General features: G+C 72.7%; 24 protein-coding genes. 13 read left to right on the forward strand and 11 right to left on the reverse strand.

Translation table 11 applies throughout. The features are described from left to right. The first annotated feature begins 15 nt into the window (after positions 1-15). The 4 genes from AMK10_RS03300 to AMK10_RS36870 all read left to right on the forward strand — a co-directional run bounded on the left by AMK10_RS03300 (position 16) and on the right by AMK10_RS36870 (position 4,123). The gene (locus AMK10_RS03300; RefSeq protein ID WP_073744521.1) at positions 16-1,467 is read left to right on the forward strand and encodes a hypothetical protein; all 1,452 of its coding nucleotides are present in this window, start codon (positions 16-18) and stop codon (positions 1,465-1,467) included. A gap of 88 nt (positions 1,468-1,555) precedes the next feature. Beyond that, a complete protein-coding gene (locus AMK10_RS03305; protein WP_107428364.1) occupies positions 1,556-2,497 on the forward strand; it encodes a sortase in 942 nt (313 codons plus the stop codon). Positions 2,498-2,531: 34 nt separating this feature from the next. Continuing rightward, the gene (gene pstB, locus AMK10_RS03310; protein WP_073744522.1) at positions 2,532-3,374 is read left to right on the forward strand and encodes a phosphate ABC transporter ATP-binding protein PstB; all 843 of its coding nucleotides are present in this window, start codon (positions 2,532-2,534) and stop codon (positions 3,372-3,374) included. Next, positions 3,371-4,123 (forward strand): hypothetical protein, encoded by a 753-nt coding sequence (locus AMK10_RS36870; protein WP_073744523.1) that lies wholly within the window; start codon positions 3,371-3,373, stop codon positions 4,121-4,123. Before pstB ends, AMK10_RS36870 begins: the two co-directional genes overlap by 4 nt. Before the next feature lie 35 nt (positions 4,124-4,158). On the opposite strand, the gene AMK10_RS03320 is transcribed toward AMK10_RS36870, so the two are convergent. Together AMK10_RS03320 and AMK10_RS03325 are read right to left on the reverse strand one after the other, a co-directional pair. Then, the gene (locus AMK10_RS03320; protein ID WP_241839466.1) at positions 4,159-4,395 is read right to left on the reverse strand and encodes a DUF397 domain-containing protein; all 237 of its coding nucleotides are present in this window, start codon (positions 4,393-4,395) and stop codon (positions 4,159-4,161) included. Beyond that, positions 4,395-5,252, reverse strand: a complete 858-nt coding sequence (locus AMK10_RS03325; RefSeq protein WP_073744525.1) for a helix-turn-helix domain-containing protein — start codon at positions 5,250-5,252, stop codon at positions 4,395-4,397. Before AMK10_RS03325 ends, AMK10_RS03320 begins: the two co-directional genes overlap by 1 nt. 239 nt (positions 5,253-5,491) lie before the next feature. Between AMK10_RS03325 and AMK10_RS03330 the strand changes: the two genes are divergently transcribed. After that, positions 5,492-5,986, forward strand: a complete 495-nt coding sequence (locus AMK10_RS03330) for an ATP-binding protein (RefSeq protein WP_073744527.1) — start codon at positions 5,492-5,494, stop codon at positions 5,984-5,986. Between the two features lie 185 nt (positions 5,987-6,171). After that, a complete protein-coding gene (locus AMK10_RS03335; RefSeq protein ID WP_073744529.1) occupies positions 6,172-7,317 on the forward strand; it encodes a hypothetical protein in 1,146 nt (381 codons plus the stop codon). 71 nt (positions 7,318-7,388) lie between these two features. Here the strand turns inward: AMK10_RS03335 and AMK10_RS03340 are convergent, their stop codons facing one another. From AMK10_RS03340 to AMK10_RS03350, 3 genes are all read right to left on the reverse strand, one after another. After that, the gene (locus AMK10_RS03340; RefSeq protein ID WP_107428365.1) at positions 7,389-9,029 is read right to left on the reverse strand and encodes a phospho-sugar mutase; all 1,641 of its coding nucleotides are present in this window, start codon (positions 9,027-9,029) and stop codon (positions 7,389-7,391) included. Between the two features lie 270 nt (positions 9,030-9,299). Next, a complete protein-coding gene (locus AMK10_RS03345; protein WP_073744531.1) occupies positions 9,300-10,124 on the reverse strand; it encodes a purine-nucleoside phosphorylase in 825 nt (274 codons plus the stop codon). A 104-nt stretch (positions 10,125-10,228) separates the two neighbouring features. After that, positions 10,229-10,666, reverse strand: coding sequence for a gamma-glutamylcyclotransferase (locus AMK10_RS03350; protein WP_073746014.1), 438 nt, complete (start codon positions 10,664-10,666; stop codon positions 10,229-10,231). Positions 10,667-10,919: 253 nt separating this feature from the next. On the opposite strand from AMK10_RS03350, the gene AMK10_RS03355 reads away from it, so the two are divergent. Continuing rightward, positions 10,920-12,359, forward strand: a complete 1,440-nt coding sequence (locus AMK10_RS03355) for an NAD(P)H-quinone dehydrogenase (protein WP_073744533.1) — start codon at positions 10,920-10,922, stop codon at positions 12,357-12,359. A gap of 134 nt (positions 12,360-12,493) precedes the next feature. Then, complete coding sequence (locus tag AMK10_RS03360) at positions 12,494-13,468, forward strand: DeoR/GlpR family DNA-binding transcription regulator (RefSeq protein ID WP_073744535.1); 975 nt, start codon at positions 12,494-12,496, stop codon at positions 13,466-13,468. A 21-nt stretch (positions 13,469-13,489) separates the two neighbouring features. Here the strand turns inward: AMK10_RS03360 and AMK10_RS03365 are convergent, their stop codons facing one another. Next, positions 13,490-14,119 (reverse strand): TetR/AcrR family transcriptional regulator, encoded by a 630-nt coding sequence (locus tag AMK10_RS03365; RefSeq protein ID WP_073744537.1) that lies wholly within the window; start codon positions 14,117-14,119, stop codon positions 13,490-13,492. 104 nt (positions 14,120-14,223) lie between these two features. Further along, positions 14,224-15,978, reverse strand: a complete 1,755-nt coding sequence (locus AMK10_RS03370) for an acetyl/propionyl/methylcrotonyl-CoA carboxylase subunit alpha (protein ID WP_073744539.1) — start codon at positions 15,976-15,978, stop codon at positions 14,224-14,226. A gap of 392 nt (positions 15,979-16,370) precedes the next feature. Here AMK10_RS03370 and AMK10_RS03375 point away from each other — a divergent pair, with 392 nt between their 5' ends. Next, a complete protein-coding gene (locus tag AMK10_RS03375) occupies positions 16,371-16,808 on the forward strand; it encodes a hypothetical protein (RefSeq protein WP_073746016.1) in 438 nt (145 codons plus the stop codon). Here AMK10_RS03375 and AMK10_RS03380 read toward each other — a convergent pair whose 3' ends face one another. The 4 genes from AMK10_RS03380 to AMK10_RS03390 all read right to left on the reverse strand — a co-directional run bounded on the left by AMK10_RS03380 (position 16,809) and on the right by AMK10_RS03390 (position 19,444). Beyond that, on the reverse strand, positions 16,809-17,420 hold the full coding sequence (locus AMK10_RS03380; protein ID WP_073744541.1) for a nucleoside triphosphate pyrophosphatase: 612 nt from the start codon (positions 17,418-17,420) through the stop codon (positions 16,809-16,811). Between the two features lie 19 nt (positions 17,421-17,439). Next, on the reverse strand, positions 17,440-17,568 hold the full coding sequence (gene mmpB, locus AMK10_RS38460) for a morphogenic membrane protein MmpB (RefSeq protein ID WP_099174806.1): 129 nt from the start codon (positions 17,566-17,568) through the stop codon (positions 17,440-17,442). A 73-nt stretch (positions 17,569-17,641) separates the two neighbouring features. Then, positions 17,642-17,848 carry an acyl-CoA carboxylase epsilon subunit gene (locus tag AMK10_RS03385; protein ID WP_073744543.1) on the reverse strand — a complete coding sequence of 69 codons (207 nt, stop codon included), beginning with the start codon at positions 17,846-17,848 and terminating at the stop codon, positions 17,642-17,644. A 15-nt stretch (positions 17,849-17,863) separates the two neighbouring features. Next, positions 17,864-19,444 carry an acyl-CoA carboxylase subunit beta gene (locus AMK10_RS03390; RefSeq protein ID WP_073744545.1) on the reverse strand — a complete coding sequence of 527 codons (1,581 nt, stop codon included), beginning with the start codon at positions 19,442-19,444 and terminating at the stop codon, positions 17,864-17,866. 175 nt (positions 19,445-19,619) lie between these two features. Here AMK10_RS03390 and AMK10_RS03395 point away from each other — a divergent pair, with 175 nt between their 5' ends. The 4 genes from AMK10_RS03395 (at position 19,620) to AMK10_RS03410 (ending at position 23,992) form a co-directional block, all read left to right on the forward strand. Beyond that, positions 19,620-20,489: a biotin--[acetyl-CoA-carboxylase] ligase gene (locus tag AMK10_RS03395; RefSeq protein WP_073744547.1), complete on the forward strand. Its 870-nt coding sequence runs from the start codon at positions 19,620-19,622 to the stop codon at positions 20,487-20,489. A gap of 165 nt (positions 20,490-20,654) precedes the next feature. Further along, the gene (locus tag AMK10_RS03400; RefSeq protein WP_073744549.1) at positions 20,655-21,854 is read left to right on the forward strand and encodes an adenylate/guanylate cyclase domain-containing protein; all 1,200 of its coding nucleotides are present in this window, start codon (positions 20,655-20,657) and stop codon (positions 21,852-21,854) included. Positions 21,855-21,948: 94 nt separating this feature from the next. After that, positions 21,949-22,761, forward strand: a complete 813-nt coding sequence (locus AMK10_RS03405) for an enoyl-CoA hydratase/isomerase family protein (protein ID WP_073744551.1) — start codon at positions 21,949-21,951, stop codon at positions 22,759-22,761. Positions 22,762-22,825: 64 nt separating this feature from the next. Then, positions 22,826-23,992, forward strand: coding sequence for a GGDEF domain-containing protein (locus AMK10_RS03410; RefSeq protein ID WP_073744553.1), 1,167 nt, complete (start codon positions 22,826-22,828; stop codon positions 23,990-23,992). Positions 23,993-24,034 lie beyond the last annotated feature (42 nt).

Genomic DNA, 24,034 nt, shown 5'->3' on the forward strand with positions numbered 1-24,034 from the left:
CCACTACGCTCACCCGTGGCTCTGCTCAGCGCCTTCGCGCTGGTCAGCGGCCTGCTGGCCACCGCACTCGCCGTCCTCGCCCCTTCGGCGCAGGCGGTCCAGGGCGGGGCCCTCACCGTCACGCCCACCAGCGGCGACCTCGACACGAAGCCCGTCTTCACCGGGGGCGAGTTCACGGGCACCTGCCCCGACGCCTACCGGCCGGACGACGGCAAGGCGCCGACCGTGAAGATCAACCTGGAGCAGCCGGACGGGAAACTGACCAGCCTGCGCACCGGTCTCACGAGTGTCACCGAGAGCGGCGGGAAGAGCGCGTTCACCATGAGCGGACTGACCTACACGCTCCGCTCCCGGCTCAGCGCCGAGCAGCCCCAGGGCAGGTACGCGATCGTCGTCTCCTGCACCAAGAACAACGGCGATCTCTTCGGCCAGGGCTACCGGGTGCCGATCGACGTCACGGCCGACGGCTGGAGCGTCGCCGGACCCGGCGCCGCGACGGACCTGCAGGTCGTCTCCGAAGGGGTCGCCGTCGCCGAGAGCGACCAGCTGAACGTCAGGACCACGGTCACCGTCTCCCCGGCCGGCGCCGCGGGCACCGTCACCCTCCAGGTCGGTCCCGTGGCCGCCGCCGGCGGGGTCGGGGCGGACAGGATCGCCGTGGTCGGGGGCAAGGCGGAGTTCGTCACCGAGACCCCGTACCAGCCGGGCACCGAACTCCTCGTACAGGCCCGCTTCAACCCCGCCGACCGGGTGGCCCACGAGCCCTCGACGACCTGGTCGGCCTACACCGTGGCCAAGCCCGCCCCGAGCCCGACGGGCACCCCGACCGGCACCCCCTCCTCGACCGTGACCCCGACCGGCACGCCGACGGGCGAGCCGACGGACGACCCCACGGACGAGCCCACCGAGCCCGCCGACCTCGACGTCACCGACGAGGAGGGCAACGTCCTGGACGCCGAGCCCGTCCTCGAAGCCGGTCAGAAGGTCCTGATCACCGCCCGCGGCTATGCCGAGGACGCCACGGTCAAGGCCACCCTCAGCGACAGCGAGGCCGAGTTCGCCGACGCCACCGCAGACGCCGAAGGCACCGTCACGGGCTACGAGTTCACCGTGCCCGAGGACATCGCGGACGGCGACCACACCCTCACCCTGGCCGAGGAGGCCACCGACGGCCACAGCGTCGCGTTCGCCTTCGTCACCGGGGAGCAGGAGAACCCCACCCCCGACCCGAGCGACACCACCGGCACGGACACCGCCGGCACCTCGGGCGGCACCGACGCCGGCACGACCGGCGGCGGCACCGGCGGATCGGGCGGCTCGGGTCCGGCCGGTGGCCTCGCCTCCACGGGCAGCCGGATCGCGGCCATCGGCCTCAGCTCCCTCGCCCTGATCGGCGCGGGCGCCGCCTGCGTGATCCACGTACGCCGCAAGGGCCTGCTGAGCTTCGGCAGCCCCGCGGGCCACTGACCGCCCGGGTCCGGGGCGGGCGTGCCGCGCCCGCCCCGGACCCGCCGCCCTTCGCCCACCCACCCGCCAGTACAGGAGCGCAGCGACCGTGACCGTCCTGAGCCCGCCCCAGCCCGCCCCCGAGGCGCGGGTCGAGGCCCCCGAACCACCAAGGGCCCCGGCGGCCCCCACGAGCCCGCCCGGCCGCCCCGGCCTCGCCCTGGCCGGCGGGGCCCTGTGCGTGCTCGCGGCGGTCCTGCTCGGCTTCGCCGCCAACCTCGCCCTCCTCGGCCACCTCCAGCATTCCCGCGACCAGCAGACCGCCTACGACGAGCTGCGCAGGCAACTCGCCCTGGGCACCGCCCCGGTGGGCCAGCGCACCTTCGACAACAAGCCGCTGGAGATGGGCGCCCCGGTCGCCCTCCTCCGTATCCCCGTACTCGGGCTGCGCGAGGTCGTCGGCGAGGGCACCACCTCCGAGGTGCTGATGTCGGGCCCCGGCCACCGCCGCGACACCCCCCTGCCGGGCCAGTCCGGAACCGCGGTGATCATGGGCCGCCAGTGGGGCTACGGAAGCCCCTTCCAGGCCCTGCACAAGCTCCCCGTCGGCACACCCGTCGAGATCACCACGGGGCAGGGCAAGGCGGTCTACAAGGTCACCGGGGTCCGGCGCCCCGGCGACGACCTGCCCGCCCCCCGCGCCCAGGGACAGGGCCGGCTCACGCTGATCACCGCCACCGGCGGCCCCTACACCCCGTCCGACATCCTGCGCGTCGACGCGGAGCTCACCACACCGGTGCAGTCCAACCCGCCCCGCGAGATGCGCCCCGGATGGATCAGCCCGGCCGAGGAGCCGCTCGCCGGCGAGAGCGGTGCCTGGCTCGAGGTCTTCCTCTGGGCGCAGGGACTCCTCGTCGCCGCCCTCCTCGCCACCTGGGCGCTGCGCGTGTGGGGCCGGTGGCAGACCTGGATCACCGCCGTCCCCGTGCTCGGCGCACTCGGCGTCGCCCTGGCCGGTGCCGCCACCCGTCTCCTGCCCAACCTGCTGTGACGCTTCCACGACCCGAACGAGGAGTACGCGCCCCATGACCGACACCGCCGCAGACACCCTGACGCTGCCCCGGACAGCCGCCCCGGGGCCGGGCCTCTCCGCCCCCGCGTCACTCGAAGCCGAGGCGATCTCCGCCTGGTTCGGCGACCACAAGGTCCTCGACCGGGTCTCCCTCACCATGCCCGCCCGCCAGGTCACCGCCCTCATCGGCCCCTCAGGCTGCGGCAAGTCCACCTTCCTGCGCATCCTCAACCGGATGCACGAGCTCATCGGCTCCGCCTCCCTCGCGGGCCGGGTCCTCCTCGACGGCCAGGACATCTACGACCGGGGGCGGCGCCTCACCCACGCCCGCAGGGAGATCGGCATGGTCTTCCAGAAGCCGAACCCCTTCCCCGCGATGTCGCTGTACGACAACGTCCTGGCCGGCCTGAAGCTCAACGGGGTGAAGGCGTCCAAGGACGGCCGCGACGACCTCGTCGAGGAGTGCCTCACCAAGGCGGGACTCTGGAAGGAGGTCAGGGACCGGCTCCGCCAGCCCGGCGGCGCGCTCTCCGGCGGCCAGCAGCAACGCCTCTGCATCGCACGCTCGTTGGCCGTACGCCCCCGGGTCCTCCTGATGGACGAGCCCTGCTCGGCCCTCGACCCGACTTCCACCCGGCGGATCGAGGAGACCATCCACGACCTGAAGGAGGAGGTCACCATCGTCATCGTCACGCACAACATGCAGCAGGCCGCCCGCGTCTCCGACGGCTGCGCCTTCTTCCTCGCCGAACAGGGCACCCCGGGCGTGATCGTCGAGCACGGACCGACCACGGACATGTTCGAGTCGCCCCAGGACTCCCGGACCTCCGACTACGTCAACGGCCGCTTCGGATGAGGCCCGGCCGGTCCGCCGCACTCCTCGCCACCGCAGCGCTGTTCGTGTTCCTCGCGGCCTGCGGTGCGGGGCGGGAGCCCGGGGGAGCGGAGGCCCGGAAGCCGGCAGCCCCGTACTCCGCCCCGGCCGGCGCGACCGGCACGCCCCCACCCCCGCCGCCCGTCACCACACCGCCCGCACCCGCACCGGCCGTCCCACGGACACCCCCGTCCGCCGGCGCCGAGCCCTCGGCGGTCGCCGGACCGGACCTCTCGCGTACGACGGCCCCGCCCGCGCCGCCCTCGGGGGAGGCGGCCGGCACCGGCACCGGGGGCTCGGCAGCCGTGACCCCGAAGTCCTCGTCCGCACCCTCGTCCGCCCCGCCGAGCGCGGCGACCCGCGGCACGGCGACGACGCTCCGGATCGGCGCATGGTCCGCCCGGGTCGTCCGGGGCGGCCAGGAGGAGGTGGACGCCTGCCAGGACGCGGTGCAGTGGGCCGGGCCGAACTTCGGTGCGGAGAACGGCTACAAGATGCGCACGATCGTCGTCGTCGGCCACGACCACTGCGGCTTCCAGCAGTTCGCCACGCTTCCCACCGGCACGCTGGTCACCGTCGACACCCCGCGCGAGACCCTGACGTACAAGGTCTACGCCCGCTACCTCACCCCGGGCCGGGGCGCGCCCGCCCACGGCCTGTACTGGGGAGACCTGACCCTCCAGTCCTGCGTGGGCCCGGACACCGGCTTCACGTACCTCACGCGTGTCTGAGCCGGGGCGGGGGCGGCCCGTTGCTCACAGGTGCCTCACGGTGCGGCCGGTGCCTCGAACTCGCCCTTCTGCGCGCCGTCCATGAAGCAGCGCCAGACGTGTGCGGTGACGACGAAGGGCGGGTTGTCCAGGTCCTCGTTGTCGCGGATGGCGACGCGTCCGCCGGACAGGAACGCCACTTCCAGGCAGCCGCCCTCGCCCCCGCTCGCGGCCGCCTTGAACCAGTGGGCGGACTGAAGGTCACCTATGGACGGGCGGGGCATGGGCGTCATCACATCTCCTTGATCGCTCGGTGCAGCAGGCCGGCCGTGTCGTCGGGTGCGAGGGCGATGGCCCGCAGAAGGTCCACTCTGCGCGAGAACCGTCGCACGTCCGCCCGCTTCTGCACGTAGAGATTGCCGACCTGGGCCTCGGCGTAAACAACCGGATCGTCCTCGTCGAACTCCATCAACGAGAAGGGGCCTCCGAGTCCTGGGTGGCCGCCCTTGGCGAACGGCACGATCTGGAGCGTGATGTTGGGGAGTTCCGAAACCTTGATCAGATGGCGGAGCTGGTCACGCATGACGCCGGTTCCGCCGATGGGGCGCCGGATGACAGCCTCGTCGAGTACGACCCAGAGTTCCAGTGGGTCCTGCGGTCGGGCGAGGCACTCCTGGCGTCGCAGGCGCAGTTCCACCAACGCATCGATGTCACCGGGGCGTTGGGTGTTCCATGCGTGCAGGACGGCGCGTGCGTAGTCGGGGGTCTGGAGCAAGCCGTGAACCAGTAGCGGCTCCCAGGCCCTCTCCACGCGTGCGTCGGTCTCCAGGCCCACGTAGATCTCCAGCCCGGACGGGAGTACATCACCGTAGTTCTCCCACCACCCTGGTGCTTGCGAGCCTTCGAGCATGTCGAGCAGCGCGCCGATCTGATGCTCGTCGGTGACCCCGTACATCCGGCACAGTCGTTTCACATCGTCGGGTTTCGCCACAGCGCCACCCTTGCCGGTCTCGATGCGCGAGATCCGCGCCATGGAGCAGCCCAATTCCTTGGCCACCGCTTCGCTGCGCTGTCCTGACTGCTCTCGCAGGCGCCTCAGTTCCGCACCGAGCTGACGTCGGTTCACCGTCGGGCCGTTCACTCGGACCATCGACCACTCCTCCTGATCCCAAGTGCACTTGCGCGCCGGGTCACTCGGAGGATGCCAAACCTTTCCTGCCCGGAGTGCACCCAGGAGCCGGGGTTAACCCTTTCGTGTGGCGAACTTGCCACGCACTTGCGTGGCAAGTTCGCGCGGTGACTTGATTGCGAGCGTTGGCAACGCTGCGTAGCGGCCGGTCGCTTGCCCGGCACGCACCGGGGCGGTCGCACAAGCCGGAAGGGTTCCCCATGCACATCCCGCCCGCCGAAGACCCTCGGCTCGTCTCCCCGTACGGCCTCGACACCCGGCTCGTCATAGGGACCGCCGTGGCGGGGCGCCGTCTGGTCGTCCCGCTGGTGGGGGACGACCCGGCGGGGGCGGGTGTGGTCCGCCGGGCGGTGCGGCGGCAGTTCGCCGTGTGGCGGACGCCGGAGGAGCCCGCCGAGGACCTGCTGCTGATCGTCGGCGAACTGGTGGCCAACGCGCTGACGCACTCCGTCCCGCGCCCGCGTTCCGGCCCGTTGCGGGTGTGGGCGGTCGCGGGGCAGCACCCGGGGGCGGTGCTGGCCGCCGTGGTCGACTCGGGGGCGTACGACCCGCGCCGGCTCCGGCCTCTTTCCGCCGACGATTCGGCCACCCACGGGCGCGGGCTGCGCATCGTCGCCGAACTGGGCGACCGCTGGGGCCACTTCGCCCACGCGCAGGGCACCTGTGTGTGGGCGGCGCGCGATCTGCGCCCGTGACCTGACGGACCTTCGACCGCACCTGCCCCACCCTCCACGCGGGCCACGGCCGTGCCGTGGCCCGCCCTTGCCTCCGGACTGTGATGCGTCCTTCATCCGGCGCGGCCGAGAGCCGCGCCTCCCAGCCATGCCCCCGAACCGAGTGGACCGCTGTTCCTCTCCCGCTCCAGGAAGTCACCGCCACCGTGTCCCGGCGCGCGGAACCGCGGGTGTGGCTGCGTGCCGTCCGCTGGCTGGTCGACACGGCCCGGCTGCACCCACGCGCGTGCGCGACGACGATCGCCGTCGCCCGGGACCTGGCGGCGCGCATGGACTACACCGAGGGGACGGTGCTCTACGACCTGGCCGGGACGGCCCGCCGGTGCGCGGTGTCGACCGCCACGGTGAAGCGGCACGTCCGCGTGCTGAGGGAGTTGGGGGCGCTCGCCTGGGTGCGGCACGGGTCGCGGCGCAACCTGCGGCTCCCCGGCCGTTCCTACGCGGGCACGGCGACGATCTACGCGGCGACCGTCCCCCCGTGGTTCGACGCGTCGAGGGGGCACCGGCTGAGCGGGTCCGGGTACGGGGCGCGGGTCGTCGGCGTCACCGAAGCCGGACGCCGGGAAGCCGTGGGTGCCGCCCGCCGCACCGGCAACCCGCCGTCCGGCGGCGGCCGTTCGGCGGCTCGTGCACCCCAGTCCCCTGGGCTGTGCCCCCGCGTACGGAAAGCCGAGATGGATGGGGGGTCGAACAACACGTCGCACGCGCGCGCGAGGCGCCGGACACGCTCCTCCACCCCGGCCGGTGAACCGGAACGGCCGCGCCGCAGCCCGTGGCAGGTCGCCCGCGACGTGACGGTGGCCCGGCAGGTACGGCCCCTGGTCGGCTGGACGCAACGGGAGGGGCTGCGACGTCTCGCGTACGCGCTGCGTCCGCTCGTCGACCAGGGTCTCGACAGCCACGACATCGCGGCCGAACTGCACGCCTGGTACCTCGACTGGTGCCCCGGGTCCCCGGCCGCGTACATCACCGCGCAGCTCCGGCGACGCTCCGTTCACGGCCTCCCCGCAGCCGGTCATCGAGACGTGCCGAACGCGGAGTTCGCCGAGGCGGTGACGCGGGTGCGGGGTGCGGCGGACGGACCCGCCCCCGGCCCGGGGCCGGGTGGGGCGTGCGAGCCGCTGACGATCGAGGGGCTGAGCCGGGCCGAGGTCGTCGATCTCCGGTCGGCCGGGGCCGCCGATCCCGGGCTCGTGCGCGCGGCCGTCGATCTGCTCGGCGAGGGCGAGGCGCGACGGCTCTACACCCACCACCTCGTCCGGCGGGCCCTGGCCGGTGGCGTCAGCCGTTGACGGGCCGCCGGCACCCCACGGCGTCCCCCGGGGTGGGCCGCCGCAGCGGCCCACCGCGCGGACACGGCCGGTCAGATCCCCGCGGCCGCCGACAGGTCCCGCTTGATGCCGGCCAGCAGCTCCGCCGCCTCGGACCGGGCGGCCGGGAGGGCGGAGGCGTCGGCGACCGGGACGACGACCTCCAGGTAGCACTTGAGCTTGGGTTCGGTGCCGCTCGGGCGGACGACGACCCGGGCGCCCGCCAGCTGGTAGCGCAGACCGTCCGTGGGCGGCAGCAGCCCGGAGCCCTGCGACAGGTCCTCGGCCGAGGTGACCGGGAGGCCCGCCAGCGCCGTGGGAGGTGTCTCCCGCAGGCGGCGCATGGCGTCCGCGATGACCGTGAGGTCCTCCACCCGCACCGACAGCTGGTCCGTGGCGTGCAGACCGTGTTCCAGCGCGAGGTCGTCGAGCAGGTCCAGGAGGGTGCGGCCCTCCTCCTTCAGTGCCGAGGCCAGCTCGGTGATCAGCAGGGCCGCCGTGATGCCGTCCTTGTCGCGGACGCCCTCCGGGTCCACGCAGTAGCCGAGCGCCTCCTCGTAGCCGTAGCGCAGGCCCTCGACCCGGGCGATCCACTTGAAGCCCGTCAGCGTCTCCTCGTGGCCGAGACCGGCCTTCGCGGCGATCCGGCCGAGGAGGGACGAGGACACGATCGACTCGGCGAACACCCCGGAGACGCCGCGGTTCACCAGATGGGCGGCGAGCAGCGAGCCGACCTCGTCGCCGCGCAGCATCCGCCAGCCGCCCTCGGCGGAGGCGTCCGGGACGGCCACGGCGCAGCGGTCGGCGTCCGGGTCGTTCGCGATGACGATGTCCGGCCGCGCCCGGCGCGCGGTCGCGAAGGCGAGATCCATGGCGCCGGGCTCTTCCGGGTTGGGGAAGGCGACGGTGGGGAACGCCGGGTCGGGATCGGCCTGTTCCGCCACGAGCACGGGCTCGGGGAACCCCGCCCGGGCGAAGGCAGCCGTGAGCACGGCGGTGCCGACGCCGTGCAGCGCGGTGTGGACGGTCCTGGCGGTACGGGGCGAACCGGGGCTGAGAACGGCGTCCGTACGGGCGAGATACGCCTCCAGGACCTCCTCCCCGAGGGTCTCCCAGCCCGACTCCGGGCGGGGCACGCCGTCGAGCGCGCCGACCGCCGCGATGGCGGCGGCGATCTCCGCGTCGGCGGGGGGCACGATCTGCGAGCCGTCGCCGAGATAGACCTTGTAGCCGTTGTCGCGCGGCGGGTTGTGGCTGGCGGTGACCTCCACGCCCGCGACGGCTCCGAGATGCCGTATGGCGTACGCGAGGACGGGGGTCGGCAGCGGGCGGGGCAGCACGGCGGCGCGCAGGCCCGCGCCGGTCATCACGGCGGCGGTGTCGCGGGCGAAGTCGGCGGACTTGTAGCGGGCGTCGTAGCCGATGACGACGAGGCCGCCCGCGTCGCCGTTCGCCTTGAGATACGCGGCGAGGCCGGCGGCCGCGCGGATCACGACCGAGCGGTTCATTCGCATCGGGCCCGCGCCGAGCTCACCGCGCAGACCCGCGGTGCCGAACTGGAGCGTGCCCGAGAAGCGGTCGGCGAGCGCGTCGAGATCCCCGGCGTCGACGAGTCCGGCGAGCTCCGCGCGCGTGTCGGGGTCCGGGTCCTCGGCGAGCCAGGCCCTGGCCTGCGTCATGAGGTCCTGCTGCACGGTGTCCGCCTTTCTGCGGGATGCGGGATGCGGGATGCGGGATGAGGGGTGCGGGATGAGAGGTGCGGGGCGGGCCGGGGCTCTGCCCCGGGCCCCCGTGCCCCAATCGCCGGCGGGGCTTGATCTGGTGGCCCAGTGTCTTGGGAGGCGGCGCTCCGGCGCGGGTTTCCGAGGGCTCTGCCCCCGGGCCCCCGCGCCTCGATCGCCGGCGAGGCTGGATACGGCCTCAAACGCCGACGGGGCTGGATGCGGCCTCGTGCAGCGGCGAGGCTAGATCCGTTCCAGTACCCGTGCCAGCAGCGCGCCCATCCGGGTGGCCGAGTCGCGGCCGGCCTGGAGGACCTCCTCGTGGTTGAGGGGTTCGCCGCTCAGGCCCGCCGCGAGGTTCGTGACCAGGGAGATGCCCAACACCTCCGCGCCCGCCTCACGCGCCGCGATCGCCTCGAGCACCGTGGACATGCCGACCAGGTCACCGCCCATGACCCGGACCATGTTGATCTCGGCCGGGGTCTCGTAGTGCGGGCCGGGGAACTGCACGTACACGCCCTCTTCGAGCGTCTCGTCGATCTCCTTGCACAGCGCGCGCAGCCGCGGCGAGTACAGGTCGGTCAGGTCGATGAAGTTCGCGCCGACGATCGGTGAGGCCGCCGTGAGGTTGATGTGGTCGCTGATGAGGACCGGCTGGCCGGGGCGCATGCCCTCGCGCAGCCCTCCGCAGCCGTTCGTCAGGATGACGGTCCTGCAGCCCGCCGCTGCGGCCGTACGGACGCCGTGGGCGACGGCGGCGACGCCCCGGCCCTCGTAGAAGTGCGTGCGGCCGAGGAAGACCAGCACCCGCTTCTCGCCGATCTTGTACGAGCGGATCGTGCCGCCGTGCCCCTCGACCGCGGGCGCCGGGAATCCGGGCAGCGCGGTGACCGGGAACTCGGCCTCCGGAGTGCCGAGCGCATCGCCGGCGGGGGCCCACCCGGAGCCCATCACGAGAGCGACGTCGTGGGTCTCGGCGCCGGTCAGCTCGCGCAGGCGGGCGGCGGCGTCGGCGGCGGCGGAGTAGGGGTCGCCCTGGACGTGGTCCGGAATAACAGATGCGTTCACGCGGATGAGGGTAACCGGTGAATCCCTACGCGCGTAGATGCGTCCACGCAGAGTCTGGCCGGTCGTGTTCGTACTTTCGTACAGAAGGCGCCGGGGGGCGGTGCTCAGCAGGGGTGCTTGCGCAGGTTCATCACGTAGTCGTGCGGCGCGCCCGCGGACTCCGCGGCGTCCGCCACCTCGCCCAGATAACGCGCGGAGGGCAGCCCGCCCTCGTAGCCGTTGAGGACGTACATCCAGGCGGGTTCCTCGCCGTCCAGCGTGTGCACCCGCACCCGCATCCGGCGGTAGATGTCGAGGCCGACGCCCTCCCAGCGGTCCATGGAGTCCTCGTCCATGGGGGCCAGGTCGTACAGCGCGACGAAGACCTGGGAACGGGGTGCCTCCACCACCGTGGCCAGCGCGCCCTCCCACCCCATCTGCTCCCCGCCGAACGTCAGCCGCCAGCCGTTGAGCCAGCCCGTGCCGCGCAGCGGGGAGTGCGGAGCGCGGCGCGTCATCAGCCGCGCGTCGAGGTTGCCGGCGTACGCGGCGTAGAGCGACATGCGGTCGAGGGTACGGGAGGCGACAGGGGGTGTGCCGGTCACGGGGGAGGAAGACCCCCGGTCGTGGCGGGCCGGCGGGGCGGCGGAGGCCGTGGCCGGGCCAGGGCGGTTCCCGTATGGAGGGCCCCGGGGCGAAGCAGCTTGGCGCGTGCGGGACAATGAACTACGTACTGCATACGCCGGGGCGATCCCCCGGACCCCCGGCCGGGGCGGCAGACGGCCGTGGGATGACACCACGCGAGGCGGACTTTTCGTGACCCGGATCGTGATCATCGGCGGCGGCCCCGGCGGCTACGAGGCGGCACTGGTCGGCGCCCAGCTCGGCGCGGAGGTGACCGTCGTCGACTGCGACGGCCTCGGCGGCGCGTCGGTCCTGACCGACTGCGTGCCCTCCAAGACCCTGATCGCGACGGCCGAGGTGATGACCACCTTCGACTCCTCGTACGAGGAACTCGGCATCATCGTCGCGGACGACACACCGCACATCGAACAGGCGGCGCGGGTCGTCGGTGTCGACCTGGGCAAGGTCAACCGGCGTGTCAAGCGCCTCGCGCTCGCCCAGTCCCACGACATCACCGCCTCCGTCACCCGTGCGGGTGCCAGGGTCATGCGCGGCCGCGGCCGGCTCGACGGGCTCCAGGCCGCAGACGGGTCCCGCCAGGTCGTGGTGACCGCTGCCGACGGCACCGAGGAGCGGCTCACCGCCGACGCCGTGCTGATAGCGACCGGTGGCCACCCCCGGGAGATCCCGGACGCCCAGCCCGACGGCGAGCGCATCCTCAACTGGACCCAGGTCTACGACCTCGACGAGCTCCCCGAGGAGCTCATCGTGGTCGGCTCCGGTGTCACCGGTGCCGAGTTCGCGGGCGCCTACCAGGCGCTCGGTTCGCGCGTGACCCTCGTCTCCTCCCGCGACCGGGTGCTCCCGGGCGAGGACCCGGACGCCGCCGCCGTCCTGGAGGACGTCTTCCGGCGCCGCGGCATGAACGTCATGGCCCGCTCCCGCGCCCAGTCCGCCAAGCGTGTCGGCGACCGCGTCGAGGTCACCCTCGCGGACGGCCGTGTCATCTCCGGCACCCACTGCCTGATGGCCGTCGGCGCGATCCCGAATACCGCGGGCATGGGCCTGGAGGAGGCGGGCGTCCTGCTCAAGGAGTCCGGCCACATCCGCACCGACCGGGTCTCCCGCACCAGCGCCCCCGGCGTGTACGCGGCCGGTGACGTCACCGGGATCTTCGCGCTGGCCTCGGTCGCGGCGATGCAGGGCCGGATCGCGATGTACCACTTCCTCGGCGACGCGGTGGCTCCGCTGAACCTGAAGACGGTCTCCGCGAACGTCTTCACCGACCCCGAGATCGCCACCGTGGGTTACAGCCAGGCCGACGTCGACTCCGGCAAGATCGACGCCCGTGTCGTGAAGCTGCCGCTGCTGCGCAACCCGCGCGCCAAGATGCAGGGCATCCGGGACGGCTTCGTCAAGATCTTCTGCCGGCCCGGTACGGGCATCGTCGTCGGCGGCTGCGTCGTCGCCCCGCGCGCCAGCGAGCTGATCCACCCGATCTCGCTCGCGGTGGACAACAACCTGACGGTGGAGCAGATCGCCAACGCCTTCACGGTGTACCCGTCGCTCTCCGGCTCGATCGCCGAAGTGGCCCGGCAGTTGCACACCCGCAAGAGCGCCGGCGAGGCGTAGTACCCGGCGGCCACGGGCCGCGGTGTGACGACGGCGGGGCCCCTATACCACCAGGGGGCCCCGCCTATGTACAACTTCTGTTATTCGGCGCAAACTGCTGAAAAGCAACCTACGGCCAGGTTACTGTCAGTTTCGTGTTCGCTGCAGAACGTCGTCAATTGATCCTCGAAATGGTGCGCGCCAACGGGGCGGTATCGCTCCGTGAGCTCGCCCGCGTCGTCCAGACCTCCGAAGTGACCGTACGGCGGGACGTGCGGGCACTGGAGGCAGAAGGACTCCTCGACCGCCGGCACGGCGGTGCGGTCTTGCCGGGCGGTTTTACGCGGGAGTCCGGCTTTCCGCAGAAATCCCATCTCTCCACCGCGGAGAAGACGGCCATCGCCGACCTGGCGGCCGGTCTGGTCGGTGAAGGCGAGGCCATCGTGGTCGGCGCCGGAACGACCACGCAGGAGCTGGCCCGCCGGCTCGCGCGTGTGCCGGGCCTCACCGTGGTCACCAACTCGCTGCTGGTCGCCCAGGCGTTGGCCCATGCCAACCGGGTGGAAGTGGTGATGACCGGAGGCACCCTGCGCGGGAGCAACTACGCGCTGGTCGGCAGCGGGGCGGAGCAGTCCCTCCAAGGGCTGCGGGTGTCCCGGGCCTTCCTCTCGGGGAGCGGGCTGACCGCGGAGCGCGGGCTGTCCACGTCCAACATGCTCTCGGCGAGCGTGGACCGGGCGCTGGTGCAGGCCGCGGCGGAGGTGGTGGTCCTCGCCGACCACACGAAGCTCGGCTCCGACACCATGTTCCAGACGGTGCCCACGGAACTGATCACCCGTCTGGTGACGGACGAACCGCCGGTCCACGACGAGCGTGCGGCCACGGAGCTCCAGGCGCTCGCCGACCAGGGGGTGGAGATCACGGTGGCGGGACCCGACACGGAGACCCGCGCCGGAGGTGACCATGTGCCGCCCGGACGCCAGCCCCGGCAGGAGATGCCGCTGCCGGGGCAGCGGCGCACACAGGGTGGCCACGGGGCGCCCGGTGGGGGACTCGGACCGCAGTTGCGGAGCGCCGCCGCGCTGGCGGACGGCCCGGTGGGACGGGTCGCGGATCTCCGGCGCAGGTAGGGGCGCGCCGCCCGGAGTCCGTCAGGCAGGGTCGCCGGGCGGGGCCGCGGGCGCGGGTCCGGCGGCCGGTTCGGCCTTCAGGCCGCGCAGCGTGAGGCGCAGCAGACGGTCGGCCAGGGCAGGGTCGGCCGGCGTCTGCTCCGCGGCCAGCGCGATCGCGTTCGTCAGCTGCAACAGGTCGTCGATCGACACGTCGGTCCGCACCGAGCCGCTCGACTGCGCGCGCGCCAACAGCCGTGCCCCTGCCTGGCGCAGTGGCACATGGCAAGGCGTCAGTGCCGAAGTCTCGTTGCCCGAAGCGGACATGAGGGCCTGCGCCAGGCCGCGGTACTCGCCCGCATGGGTGATGATCGCGCCCAGCCAGTCCACCAGGGCGGTGCACGGCTGCTCGGCCCGCTCCAGTTCGCCGGAGCGCGCGATGAGCGCGGTCAGGGCCTCCTGGAACACCGCGTTGATCAGCGCCTCGCGGTGGGGGAAGTGCCGGTAGAGCGTGCCGATGCCGACACCCGCCCGGCGGGCGATGTCCTCCAGCGAGGCGTCCGTGCCGTGCGCCGCGAAGGACGCGCGGGCCTCGCCCACCAGCCGGTCGTAGTTGCGGCGTGCGTCCGCGCGCATGGGCCGGGCCGGTGTCGCCGCGGTGCTCATCGCCATCGCCCTGTCCTCCTGCCGTCCGCCTCGCTTGCCGTCCGCCTCGCTCCCAGGATGCCACTGGGGGCCCGGCGGATGCCGGGCCCCCAGTGCGGAAGAGCGAGTGCTCAGTCCTTGATCTCGCAGATCGCGGCGCCGGACGAGACCGAGGTGCCGACCTCGGCCGACAGGCCCTTCACCGTGCCGGAGCGGTGAGCGTTGAGCGGCTGCTCCATCTTCATCGCTTCGAGTACGACGATGAGGTCGCCCTCCTTGACCTCCTGGCCCTCCTCGACGGCGATCTTGACGATCGTGCCCTGCATCGGGGAGGCCAGCGTGTCACCGGAGGCCGCGGAACCGGCCTTCTTCGCCGCGCGGCGCTTCGGCTTCGCACCGGCCGCCAGGCCCGTACGCGCCAGGCTCATGCCGAGCGAGGAGGGCAGCGAGACCTCCAGGCGCTTGCCGCCGACCTCGACGACCACGGTCTCGCGGCCGGACTCCTCGTCCGCGTCCTGTTCGGCGGGCACCGCGAACGGCTTGATCTCGTTGACGAACTCCGTCTCGATCCACCGGGTGTGGACCCGGAACGGGTCCGCGGTGAACGCCGGGTCGACCACGACCGCGCGGTGGAACGGGATGGCCGTGGCCATGCCCTCCACCTGGAACTCGGCCAGCGCACGCGCGGCGCGCTGCAGCGCCTGCTCGCGGGTCGCGCCGGTCACGATCAGCTTGGCCAGCAGGGAGTCCCACGCCGGACCGATGACCGAACCCGACTCGACGCCCGCGTCCAGCCGGACACCCGGACCGGTCGGCGGGGCGAAGGAGGTGACGGTGCCGGGGGCGGGCAGGAAGCCACGGCCCGGGTCCTCGCCGTTGATCCGGAACTCGAACGAGTGACCGCGCACGGCCGGGTCGCCGTAACCGAGCTCCTCGCCGTCGGCGATGCGGAACATCTCGCGCACGAGGTCGAGGCCGGTGACCTCCTCGGTGACCGGGTGCTCGACCTGGAGGCGGGTGTTGACCTCGAGGAAGGAGATCGTGCCGTCCAGGCCCACGAGGAACTCGACCGTGCCGGCGCCGACGTAGCCGGCTTCCTTGAGGATGGCTTTCGACGCGGCGTACAGCTGCGCGTTCTGGTCCTCGGTCAGGAACGGCGCGGGGGCCTCCTCGACCAGCTTCTGGTGGCGGCGCTGGAGCGAGCAGTCACGCGTCGACACGACCACCACGTTGCCGTGGGAGTCGGCCAGGCACTGGGTCTCCACGTGGCGCGGCTTGTCGAGGTAGCGCTCGACGAAGCACTCGCCGCGGCCGAACGCCGCGACGGCCTCACGGACCGCCGAGTCGTACAGCTCGGGGATCTCCTCCAGCGTGCGGGCCACCTTGAGGCCGCGCCCGCCACCGCCGAAGGCCGCCTTGATGGCGATCGGCAGGCCGTTCTTCTCGGCGAACTCCACGACCTCGGCCGAGCCGCTCACCGGGTCCGGCGTGCCGGCCACCAGCGGGGCGCCGGCGCGCTGCGCGATGTGACGGGCCGCGACCTTGTCGCCGAGGTCCCGGATGGCGTGCGGCGGCGGGCCGATCCACGTCAGACCGGCGTCCAGCACTGCCTGGGCGAACTCCGCGTTCTCCGAGAGGAAGCCGTAACCGGGGTGGATCGCGTCCGCCCCCGAATCCTTCGCGGCCTGGAGCACCTTGGCCATGTCCAGATAGCTGGCGGCCGGAGTGTCACCGCCCAGAGCGAACGCCTCGTCGGCCGCGCGCACATGCAGAGCATCCCGGTCCGGATCGGCGTAGACGGCTACGCTCGCGATTCCGGCATCCCGGCAAGCCCGAGCAACACGGACAGCGATTTCGCCACGGTTGGCGATGAGCACCTTGCGCACGATGACTCCCTCCTTGAGAACAAGCTGAGTTTAGGGACTACCAACACGGCCCTACGACCCGTCCCCAGTAGTGAACTTGCCCACACGGAGTGTGATTCGAGGCTTCCTCGAGTCGCGAAATCCCTTGTCGCACCACGGTACGCCGGGATCCTGAACCGCACAGTAGCCACGAAGTGTGGCCCAAGTCTCTGTCCGGACGGTCAACGCCGCGCGGCGTTTCTTTGTGGACTCCCTACGAACGGCCGAGGGAATCTTTGCCGCGGTGCCGATGACGGCACACCGGGGCGGCGTGGCGCGGGAGTGAACGGTGCGCGGTCCCTTGTCCGGAGCATTACCGGTTAGTAGGGTCCGCGCTACCGCACGTACTACAGGTAACAGGGGGTGGCGCCGTGGTGCGCAGACCAGTGGCCTTCGTGACCGCGATCGTTCTGTTCGCGGAAGCCGTGGGCATCGTGATCGTCAACGCCGTCCTCGCCACGGTGGCCGACAACCAGAGCATGTCGCTCGCCGGGATCGACCCGGACGCCATGGTCACCGGCACCTGGGTGATGGGCGGCGTCTCCGGGGCCCTGCTGGTGCTCTGCGGGGCGATACCGCTGCTGGCGGGGATACGCGACCGGGCACCCGGACGCCTCGCCAGGATCACCCTCATCGCCTGCGCGGTCGTGCACGGCGTGCTGGGCGCGCTGGCGGTCGGGCTGATCGGCTGGCCGGCGTTCGCGTTCCTGATGGCCGTCCTGGCACTGATCGTGCTCACCCTGGTGGTGTACGAGCGCCGGGAACCGGAGGCCGGGAAGGCCGAGCCCGAGGGGGCCCCGGCAGCGGTGTGATCAGACCCACAAGTCGGTGACGGAGAAGCCCAGTTCACCCAGCAGACCGCGCAGCAGCGGCAGGGAGAGCCCGATGACGTTGCCGTGGCTGCCCTCGATCCCCTCGACGAACGGCGCCGAGCGGCCGTCCAGGGTGAAGGCCCCCGCCACGTGGAGCGGCTCGCCCGAGGCGACGTAGGCCGCCACCTCGGCGTCCGTGGGCTCGCCGAACCTGACGACGGTGGACGCGGTCGCCGACGCCGTGCGGCCGGTGGCCGTGTCGACGACGCAGTGGCCCGTCCGGAGGACGCCGGACCGGCCGCGCATCGACTTCCAGCGGGCGGTGGCCTCCTCGGCGTCGGCCGGCTTGCCGTACGCCCGGCCGTCCAGTTCGAGCACCGAGTCGCAGCCGATGACGAGGGCGCCGGCGGCCTCGGGGCGGGCCGCCACCGCGGCTGCCTTCGCCTCAGCCAGCACGAGCGCCAGCTCGCCCGGGGTCGGCGCCTCGATCGCGTCCTCGTCCACGCCGCTGACGATCACCTCGGGGGCGAAGCCCGCCTGGCGCAGGAGACCGAGACGGGCGGGGGAGGCGGAGGCGAGCACGAGGCGGCGCTGATCAGTCATACCGGCCATCGTAGGCGCGCCCGGAACGTCATCGGGTGCCCAGGACGAACATCGCCACGACCATGGCCAGCGCCAGCAGCAGCCCCGCCCGCCGCATCATGTCCTGGGCGTCGCGCAGTTCCTTGGGAGGCTTGTTCTCGGGGTCGGACCACAGCATGGTTCCGATGGTGCTCCGGACACGGCTGCGGCGCCTGAGTACGCGTACTCAAGCGCCGCTGACCTGCCCGGTCTCAGGAGGGCCAGTACGTCCGCGCCCATGAGCGGGGCCCCGGCCGCAGCGCGCCCCGGCGGGCGATGCGCCCCGGGTCGGACCACTGCTCGGGCGGCATCGGGGCGCCCGACGGCACCTCGGTCAGCGCTGCCGCGCGTGCCCGGACCACGGCGAGCGCGGCGGCGAGCTCCTCCGGGGTCGGATTGCCCCGTACGACCTTGATCATGGTGGCTCCCGGTGGCTAGAGGGGGATGTTGCCGTGCTTCTTCGGCGGCAGCGACTCGCGCTTCGTACGGAGCTGGCGCAGGCCCTTCACCAGATGGGCGCGGGTGTCGGACGGCATGATCACCGCGTCGACGTAACCGCGCTCGGCCGCGACGTACGGGTTGAGCAGCGCGTCCTCGTAGTCGGCCATCAGTTCGGCGCGGGTGGCGTCCGGGTCGTCGGCGGCGGCGATGGTCCGGCGGTGCAGGATGTTCACCGCGCCCTGCGCGCCCATGACGGCGATCTGAGCGGTCGGCCAGGCCAGGTTGAGATCCGCGCCCAGGTGCTTGGAGCCCATGACGTCGTAGGCGCCGCCGAAGGCCTTGCGGGTGATCACGGTGATCAGCGGGACGGTCGCCTCGGCGTACGCGTAGATGAGCTTGGCGCCGCGGCGGATGATGCCGCCGTACTCCTGGTCGACGCCCGGCAGGAAGCCCGGTACGTCGACGAAGGTGAGGACCGGCACGTTGAACGCGTCGCACGTGCGGACGAAGCGTGCGGCCTTCTCGCTCGCGTTGATGTCCAGACAGCCGGCGAACTGCATCGGCTGGTTGGCGACGATGCCGACCGGGTAGCCCTCGACGCGTCCGAAGCCGGTGATGATGTTCGGCGCGAACAGGGCCTGGGTCTCCAGGAACTCACCGTCGTCGAGTACGTGCTCGATCGCGGTGTGCATGTCGTACGGCTGGTTCGCCGAGTCCGGGATGAGGGTGTCGAGCTCGCGGTCCTCGTCCGTGGTCTCCAGATCGGCCTCCTCCGGGAAGGCCGGGGCCTCCGAGAGGTTGTTCGACGGGAGGTAGGACAGCAGGGACTTGACGTACTCGATGGCGTCCTTCTCGTCGCCCGCCATGTGGTGCGCCACGCCGGACGTGGTGTTGTGCGTGCGGGCGCCGCCCAGCTCCTCGAAGCCGACGTCCTCACCGGTGACCGTCTTGATGACGTCGGGCCCGGTGATGAACATGTGCGAGGTCTGGTCGACCATGACCGTGAAGTCGGTGATCGCGGGCGAGTAGACCGCGCCGCCCGCGCACGGACCGACGATCAGGGAGATCTGCGGGACGACCCCCGACGCGTGGACGTTGCGGCGGAAGATCTCGGCGAACAGGCCGAGCGCGGCCACGCCCTCCTGGATGCGGGCGCCCCCGCCGTCGTTGATGCCGATGACCGGGCAGCCGGTCTTCATCGCGAAGTCCATGACCTTGACGATCTTCTCGCCGTAGACCTCGCCGAGCGAGCCGCCGAAGATCGTGAAGTCCTGCGAGTAGACGCAGACGGGGCGGCCGTCGACCGTGCCGTATCCGGTGACGACCCCGTCCCCGTAAGGGCGGTTCTTCTCGATGCCGAAATTGGTGGACCGGTGCCTCGCGAACTCGTCCAGCTCCACGAAGGAGCCCTCGTCGAGCAGGAGCTCGACGCGTTCCCGGGCGGTCAACTTGCCCTTGGCGTGCTGCTTTTCCACGGCACGGGCGGAACCCGCGTGTGTGGCCTCGTCGATACGGCGCTGCAGGTCCGCGATCTTGCCCGCGGTGGTGTGGATGTCGCTCTGCGGCTCGGACATCGGGTGGCGGCTCCCTGCCTGGTCACGGGGACGGCTGGTACATCCAGTAGAAGTGCTGGACCCATGTGTGCTCGACGGCTACCTGCTCGTCGGCTGGTGTTAGCTACTGATCCGTAGCGTATCGGCGCGGATACGGTTCGGCAGTGCGTCGTTGGCCACACCTAATGTGGGTTGCATGACTCCTCCCGATGCGCCACACAACCGCTGGTCGGACCTCGACAGGCCGCCCCTGAACGTCGCGGCGCTCCGCCGCGGGCTGCTGAGACCGGACGGGCTGTGGACCTCGCTGGACGTCGTCGAGGCGACCGGCTCCACCAATTCCGACCTCGCGGCACGGGCGGCGGGCGGCGGGCTCGCGGAGGGCACGGTGCTGGTCGCGGAGGAGCAGACCGCGGGGCGCGGACGCCTCGACCGGAGCTGGACGGCGCCGCCCCGCTCGGGCATCTTCCTCTCCGTCTACCTGACCCCCGGCGGCGTGCCCGCCGAGCGGTGGGGCTGGCTGCCGCTGCTCACCGGTGTCGCCGCCGCCACGGGCCTCGCGCAGTCGGCGGGCGTCGACATGGCACTCAAATGGCCCAACGACCTCCTGGTGACCATCGCCGGCACCGAGCGCAAGACCGGCGGCATCCTCGCCGAGCGCGCGGGAGAAGGCGTCGTCATCGGCATCGGCCTCAACGTCTCGCTGCGCGCGGCCGAGCTGCCGGCCCCGCACGCCGGTTCGCTGGCGCTCGCCGGAGCGGTCTCCACCGACCGCGAGACCCTGCTGCGGGCCGTACTGCGCTCACTCGAACAGTGGTACGGGCGGTGGCGCGACGCGAACGGCGACGCCGCGGAGAGCGGGCTCCAGGCCGCCTACGCGGCGGGCTGCGCCACGCTGGACCGCACGGTGCGGGCCGAGCTGCCCGGCGAACGGTCCGTCGTCGGCGAGGCCGTCGCGATCGACGGAGACGGGCGGCTGGTGCTGGCCACGGGCGACGGGCTCCAGGAGCCGGTGTCGGCCGGGGACATCGTCCACCTGCGCGGGGAGCAGGGCGGCCTCACCTGATCCGGCGCTCGCGCCTGTGCGTCCGCACATACGGGTGATGTCACGTATGACGGACCCGCAACCATGTCACCGGGGACGTGAGCCAGGGCACACCTGCCGTATCGTTGAGGCGATCCAGCGACAGATCGGCAGGGCAGTGCGCAGGGAACGGGCAGGAGGCGGCCGGTGACCGTCGACGACACGAACTCCGACGACGGCGCGGAGCCCTCGTCGGGACCGTCCGTCCACTCGACACCGCATCACGAGGTCGACCACACGGCCGAACCGACCGACGACCCTCTCGCGATCCGGCTGGAGTCCCTGATCCTGGGGGCCGACCGCCGCTACACGCCGTTCCAGGCGGCCAGGACCGCCGGGGTCTCCATGGACCTGGCGTCCCGGTTCTGGCGGGCCATGGGGTTCGCCGACATCGGGCAGGCCAAGGCGCTCACCGAGGCCGACGTGCTGGCGCTGCGGCGCCTCGCCGGTCTCGTCGAGGCCGGACTGCTCAGCGAGCCGATGGCGATCCAGGTGGCCCGGTCCACCGGCCAGACCACGGCCCGGCTCGCCGAGTGGCAGATCGACTCCTTCCTGGAGGGGCTGACCGAGCCCCCCGAGCCCGGGATGACCCGCACCGAGGTCACCTATCCGCTGATCGAACTCCTCCTGCCGGAGCTCCAGGAATTCCTGGTCTACGTGTGGCGGCGCCAGCTGGCGGCGGCCACCGGGCGGGTCGTGCAGGCCGCGGACGACGAGGAGATGGTCGACCGGCGCCTCGCGGTGGGCTTCGCCGACCTCGTGGGCTTCACCCGGCTGACCCGGCGGCTGGAGGAGGAGGAGCTCGGCGAGCTGGTCGAGTCCTTCGAGACGACCTCGGCCGACCTCGTCGCCGCGCACGGCGGACGGCTCATCAAGACCCTGGGCGACGAGGTGCTCTTCGCGGCGGACGACGCGGGCACGGCGGGCGAGATAGCGCTCCGGCTGGTCGAGGCGATGTCCCAGGACACCACGATGCCCGCGCTGCGGGTGGGCATCGCCTTCGGCACGGTCACGACGCGCATGGGCGACGTGTTCGGTACGACGGTGAACCTGGCGAGCCGGCTCACGTCGATAGCTCCCAAGGACGCGGTGCTGGTCGACGGTGCCTTCGCCGAGGAGCTGATCAGGAACGGCGACGCCCCGGCGTCCGAGGCGCAGGCGGCCGAGGAGGCCGCGGCGGCGGCGGAGCGGGTGCGGCTGGCGGAGAAGGAGGGCCGGGCGCCGGACGAGGAACCGCCCCTGCCGACGTACCGCTTCGGGCTGCAGCCGATGTGGCAGCGGCCCGTGCGGGGGCTGGGCGTGGTCGAGCCGTGGCTCCTGGCCCGCCGGGGCAAACCGGCCGGCTGAGCCCCTGTCCGGGCGCCGCCCGGGACTCGGCCCCGCGCGGCGGAAGGGCCGACCCTAGGATTCCGGTAACGCTCGTTAACCGGAGGGGTGCAGCATGGGTGTCACGTCCGAGCAGAGGTTCGGGGAATTCGTCGTCGTACGGCGCCACGAGGGCCAGGACCATGTCGCCGAGCTCGTGCTCGACCGGCCCAGGGCGATGAACGCGGTGAGCACCGCCATGGCGGTGTCCATCGCCGAGGCGTGCGACGCGCTCGGGGCCGACCGGGACGTGCGGGCGACCGTGCTCACGTCCAGCAGTGAGCGGGCCTTCTGCGTGGGCGCCGACCTCAAGGAACGGAACTCCTTCAGCGACGCCGAGCTCGTGCGGCAGCGGCCCACCGCGCGGGCCGCCTACACCGGCGTGCTGGAGCTCCCGATGCCCGTCGTCGCCGCGGTGCACGGCTTCGCCCTCGGCGGCGGCTTCGAGCTCGCGCTGGCCTGCGACGTGATCGTGGCCGACCGCACGGCCGTGGTCGGCCTGCCCGAGGTCTCCGTCGGCGTCATCCCCGGCGGCGGTGGTACGCAGCTGCTGCCCCGCAGGGTCGGCGCGGCCCGTGCGGCCGAGCTGGTCTTCAGCGCGCGCCGGGTGGAGGCGGACGAGGCGCGTGGGCTCGGCCTGGTCGACGAGCTGGTCGAGGCCGGCCGGGACCGGGAGGCCGCGCTCGCCCTGGGCGGCCGGATCGCGGCGAACTCCCCGGTGGGGCTCCGGGCCGCCAAGCGGGCCCTGCGGCTGGGCCAGGGCCTGGATCTGCGGGCGGGGCTGGAGGTCGAGGACGCGGCCTGGCGGTCGGTGGCCTTCTCCGGGGACCGGGCCGAGGGCGTCGCCGCGTTCAACGAGAAGCGGAAGCCCAGCTGGCCCGGCGAGTGAGGCCCTGAAGATCACCAGCGCCGCCAACTGATCAAATTGCATCAAACCTACCTAAGCTGGGGCAATGGGCGGTGATGATGCGCGGTTGCGCGCGGTGGTGGCGCTTGCGCAGGCGATGGCGGCGGCGTACACCCCGCGCGATTCGTGGCACGCGGCGGCGGTAGGGGCGTGCGAGGCGCTGGGCGGCAGCTTCGCCGCCCTGTCCGTGTGGGAGCGGGAGCAGGGCAGACTGCGCGTGCTGGTGAACGCGGGGGATCGGGCCGAGGGGGAGGAGCAGTTCCCCGAGGCCGAGGCCTACCCCGTGCACCAGTTCCCGGAGATCACCGAGTTCCTGCACGAGCGCTGGGCGGGCGGCGGTGAGCCCGACGCCTGGGTGGAGACCGCCGACGGCAGCCAGGCCCCGGGGGCGCCGGCCCGGGGCGCCCGGCCGTTCTGCCATCAGCGCGTCGCGGCGCTGCGCAGGCGCGGCCGGGGCTGCTGCGTGGTGGCCCCGGTCGTGCTGCACGGGAGGGCCTGGGGCGAGCTCTACGTGGCCCGCCCGGCGGGCGCCCCGGTGTTCGGCCGGGACGACGCGGACTTCGCGACCGTGCTGGCCGCGGTCGTCGCGGCGGGAATCGCGCAGACCGAGCGGCTCGAAGAGGTCCGCCAGCTGGCCTTCACCGACCCGCTGACCGGCCTCGCGAACCGCAGGGCCGTGGACATCCGGCTCGACGAGGCGCTGGAGCTGCACCGCACCGAGGGGGCCGTGGTCAGCCTGGCCGTCTGTGATCTGAACGGCCTCAAGACGGTCAACGACACACATGGCCACGCCGTCGGCGACCGCCTGCTGGAACGTTTCGGCTCCGTCCTCTCGCTCTGCGGCGCCATGCTCCCCGGCGCGCTGGCCGCGCGTCTCGGCGGCGACGAGTTCTGTCTGCTGACCGTGGGGCCGTCCGCCGACGACGTCGTCCGGGTGTCCGAGGAGCTCTGCGCACGGGCCGTCGCCCTGGAGCTCGGCAACGGGGTCGCCTGTGGGGTCGCGTCCACGGGCGACGACATCGGCCCGGTCCAGTCCGCGCGCCGGCTCTTCCGGCTGGCGGACGCCGCCCAGTACCAGGCGAAGGCGGCGCACTCCCGGAAACCGGTGGTGGCGGGGCGCGACGGCGACGTGATCCGGCTCGCCGACTCCCCGCCCCGCTCGCCGCACGACCGCCGCCGGCTGCGAGGGAACCCGCCGGGCGGTGACCGGTGACCGCCGCGAAGCCCGTGTAAGGGGTCAAACCCACGACCACTG

Origin of the sequence: Streptomyces sp. CB02058 (genome assembly GCF_001905505.1) — a bacterium.
Lineage (GTDB): Bacteria > Actinomycetota > Actinomycetes > Streptomycetales > Streptomycetaceae > Streptomyces.

Excerpts from the sequence above, each read along its gene's own strand:
- pstB (WP_073744522.1), top strand. The coding sequence starts at position 2,532 with ATGACCGACACCGCCGCAGACACCCTGACGCTGCCCCGGACAGCCGCC.
- AMK10_RS36870 (WP_073744523.1), top strand. The coding sequence starts at position 3,371 with ATGAGGCCCGGCCGGTCCGCCGCACTCCTCGCCACCGCAGCGCTGTTC.
- AMK10_RS03320 (WP_241839466.1), bottom strand. The coding sequence starts at position 4,395 with ATGACGCCCATGCCCCGCCCGTCCATAGGTGACCTTCAGTCCGCCCAC.
- AMK10_RS03325 (WP_073744525.1), bottom strand. The coding sequence starts at position 5,252 with ATGGTCCGAGTGAACGGCCCGACGGTGAACCGACGTCAGCTCGGTGCG.
- AMK10_RS03330 (WP_073744527.1), top strand. The coding sequence starts at position 5,492 with ATGCACATCCCGCCCGCCGAAGACCCTCGGCTCGTCTCCCCGTACGGC.
- AMK10_RS03350 (WP_073746014.1), bottom strand. The coding sequence starts at position 10,666 with ATGTCGCTCTACGCCGCGTACGCCGGCAACCTCGACGCGCGGCTGATG.
- AMK10_RS03365 (WP_073744537.1), bottom strand. The coding sequence starts at position 14,119 with ATGGCGATGAGCACCGCGGCGACACCGGCCCGGCCCATGCGCGCGGAC.
- AMK10_RS03380 (WP_073744541.1), bottom strand. The coding sequence starts at position 17,420 with ATGGCCGGTATGACTGATCAGCGCCGCCTCGTGCTCGCCTCCGCCTCC.
- mmpB (WP_099174806.1), bottom strand. The coding sequence starts at position 17,568 with ATGCTGTGGTCCGACCCCGAGAACAAGCCTCCCAAGGAACTGCGCGAC.
- AMK10_RS03385 (WP_073744543.1), bottom strand. The coding sequence starts at position 17,848 with ATGATCAAGGTCGTACGGGGCAATCCGACCCCGGAGGAGCTCGCCGCC.
- AMK10_RS03390 (WP_073744545.1), bottom strand. The coding sequence starts at position 19,444 with ATGTCCGAGCCGCAGAGCGACATCCACACCACCGCGGGCAAGATCGCG.
- AMK10_RS03395 (WP_073744547.1), top strand. The coding sequence starts at position 19,620 with ATGACTCCTCCCGATGCGCCACACAACCGCTGGTCGGACCTCGACAGG.
- AMK10_RS03405 (WP_073744551.1), top strand. The coding sequence starts at position 21,949 with ATGGGTGTCACGTCCGAGCAGAGGTTCGGGGAATTCGTCGTCGTACGG.
- AMK10_RS03410 (WP_073744553.1), top strand. The coding sequence starts at position 22,826 with ATGGGCGGTGATGATGCGCGGTTGCGCGCGGTGGTGGCGCTTGCGCAG.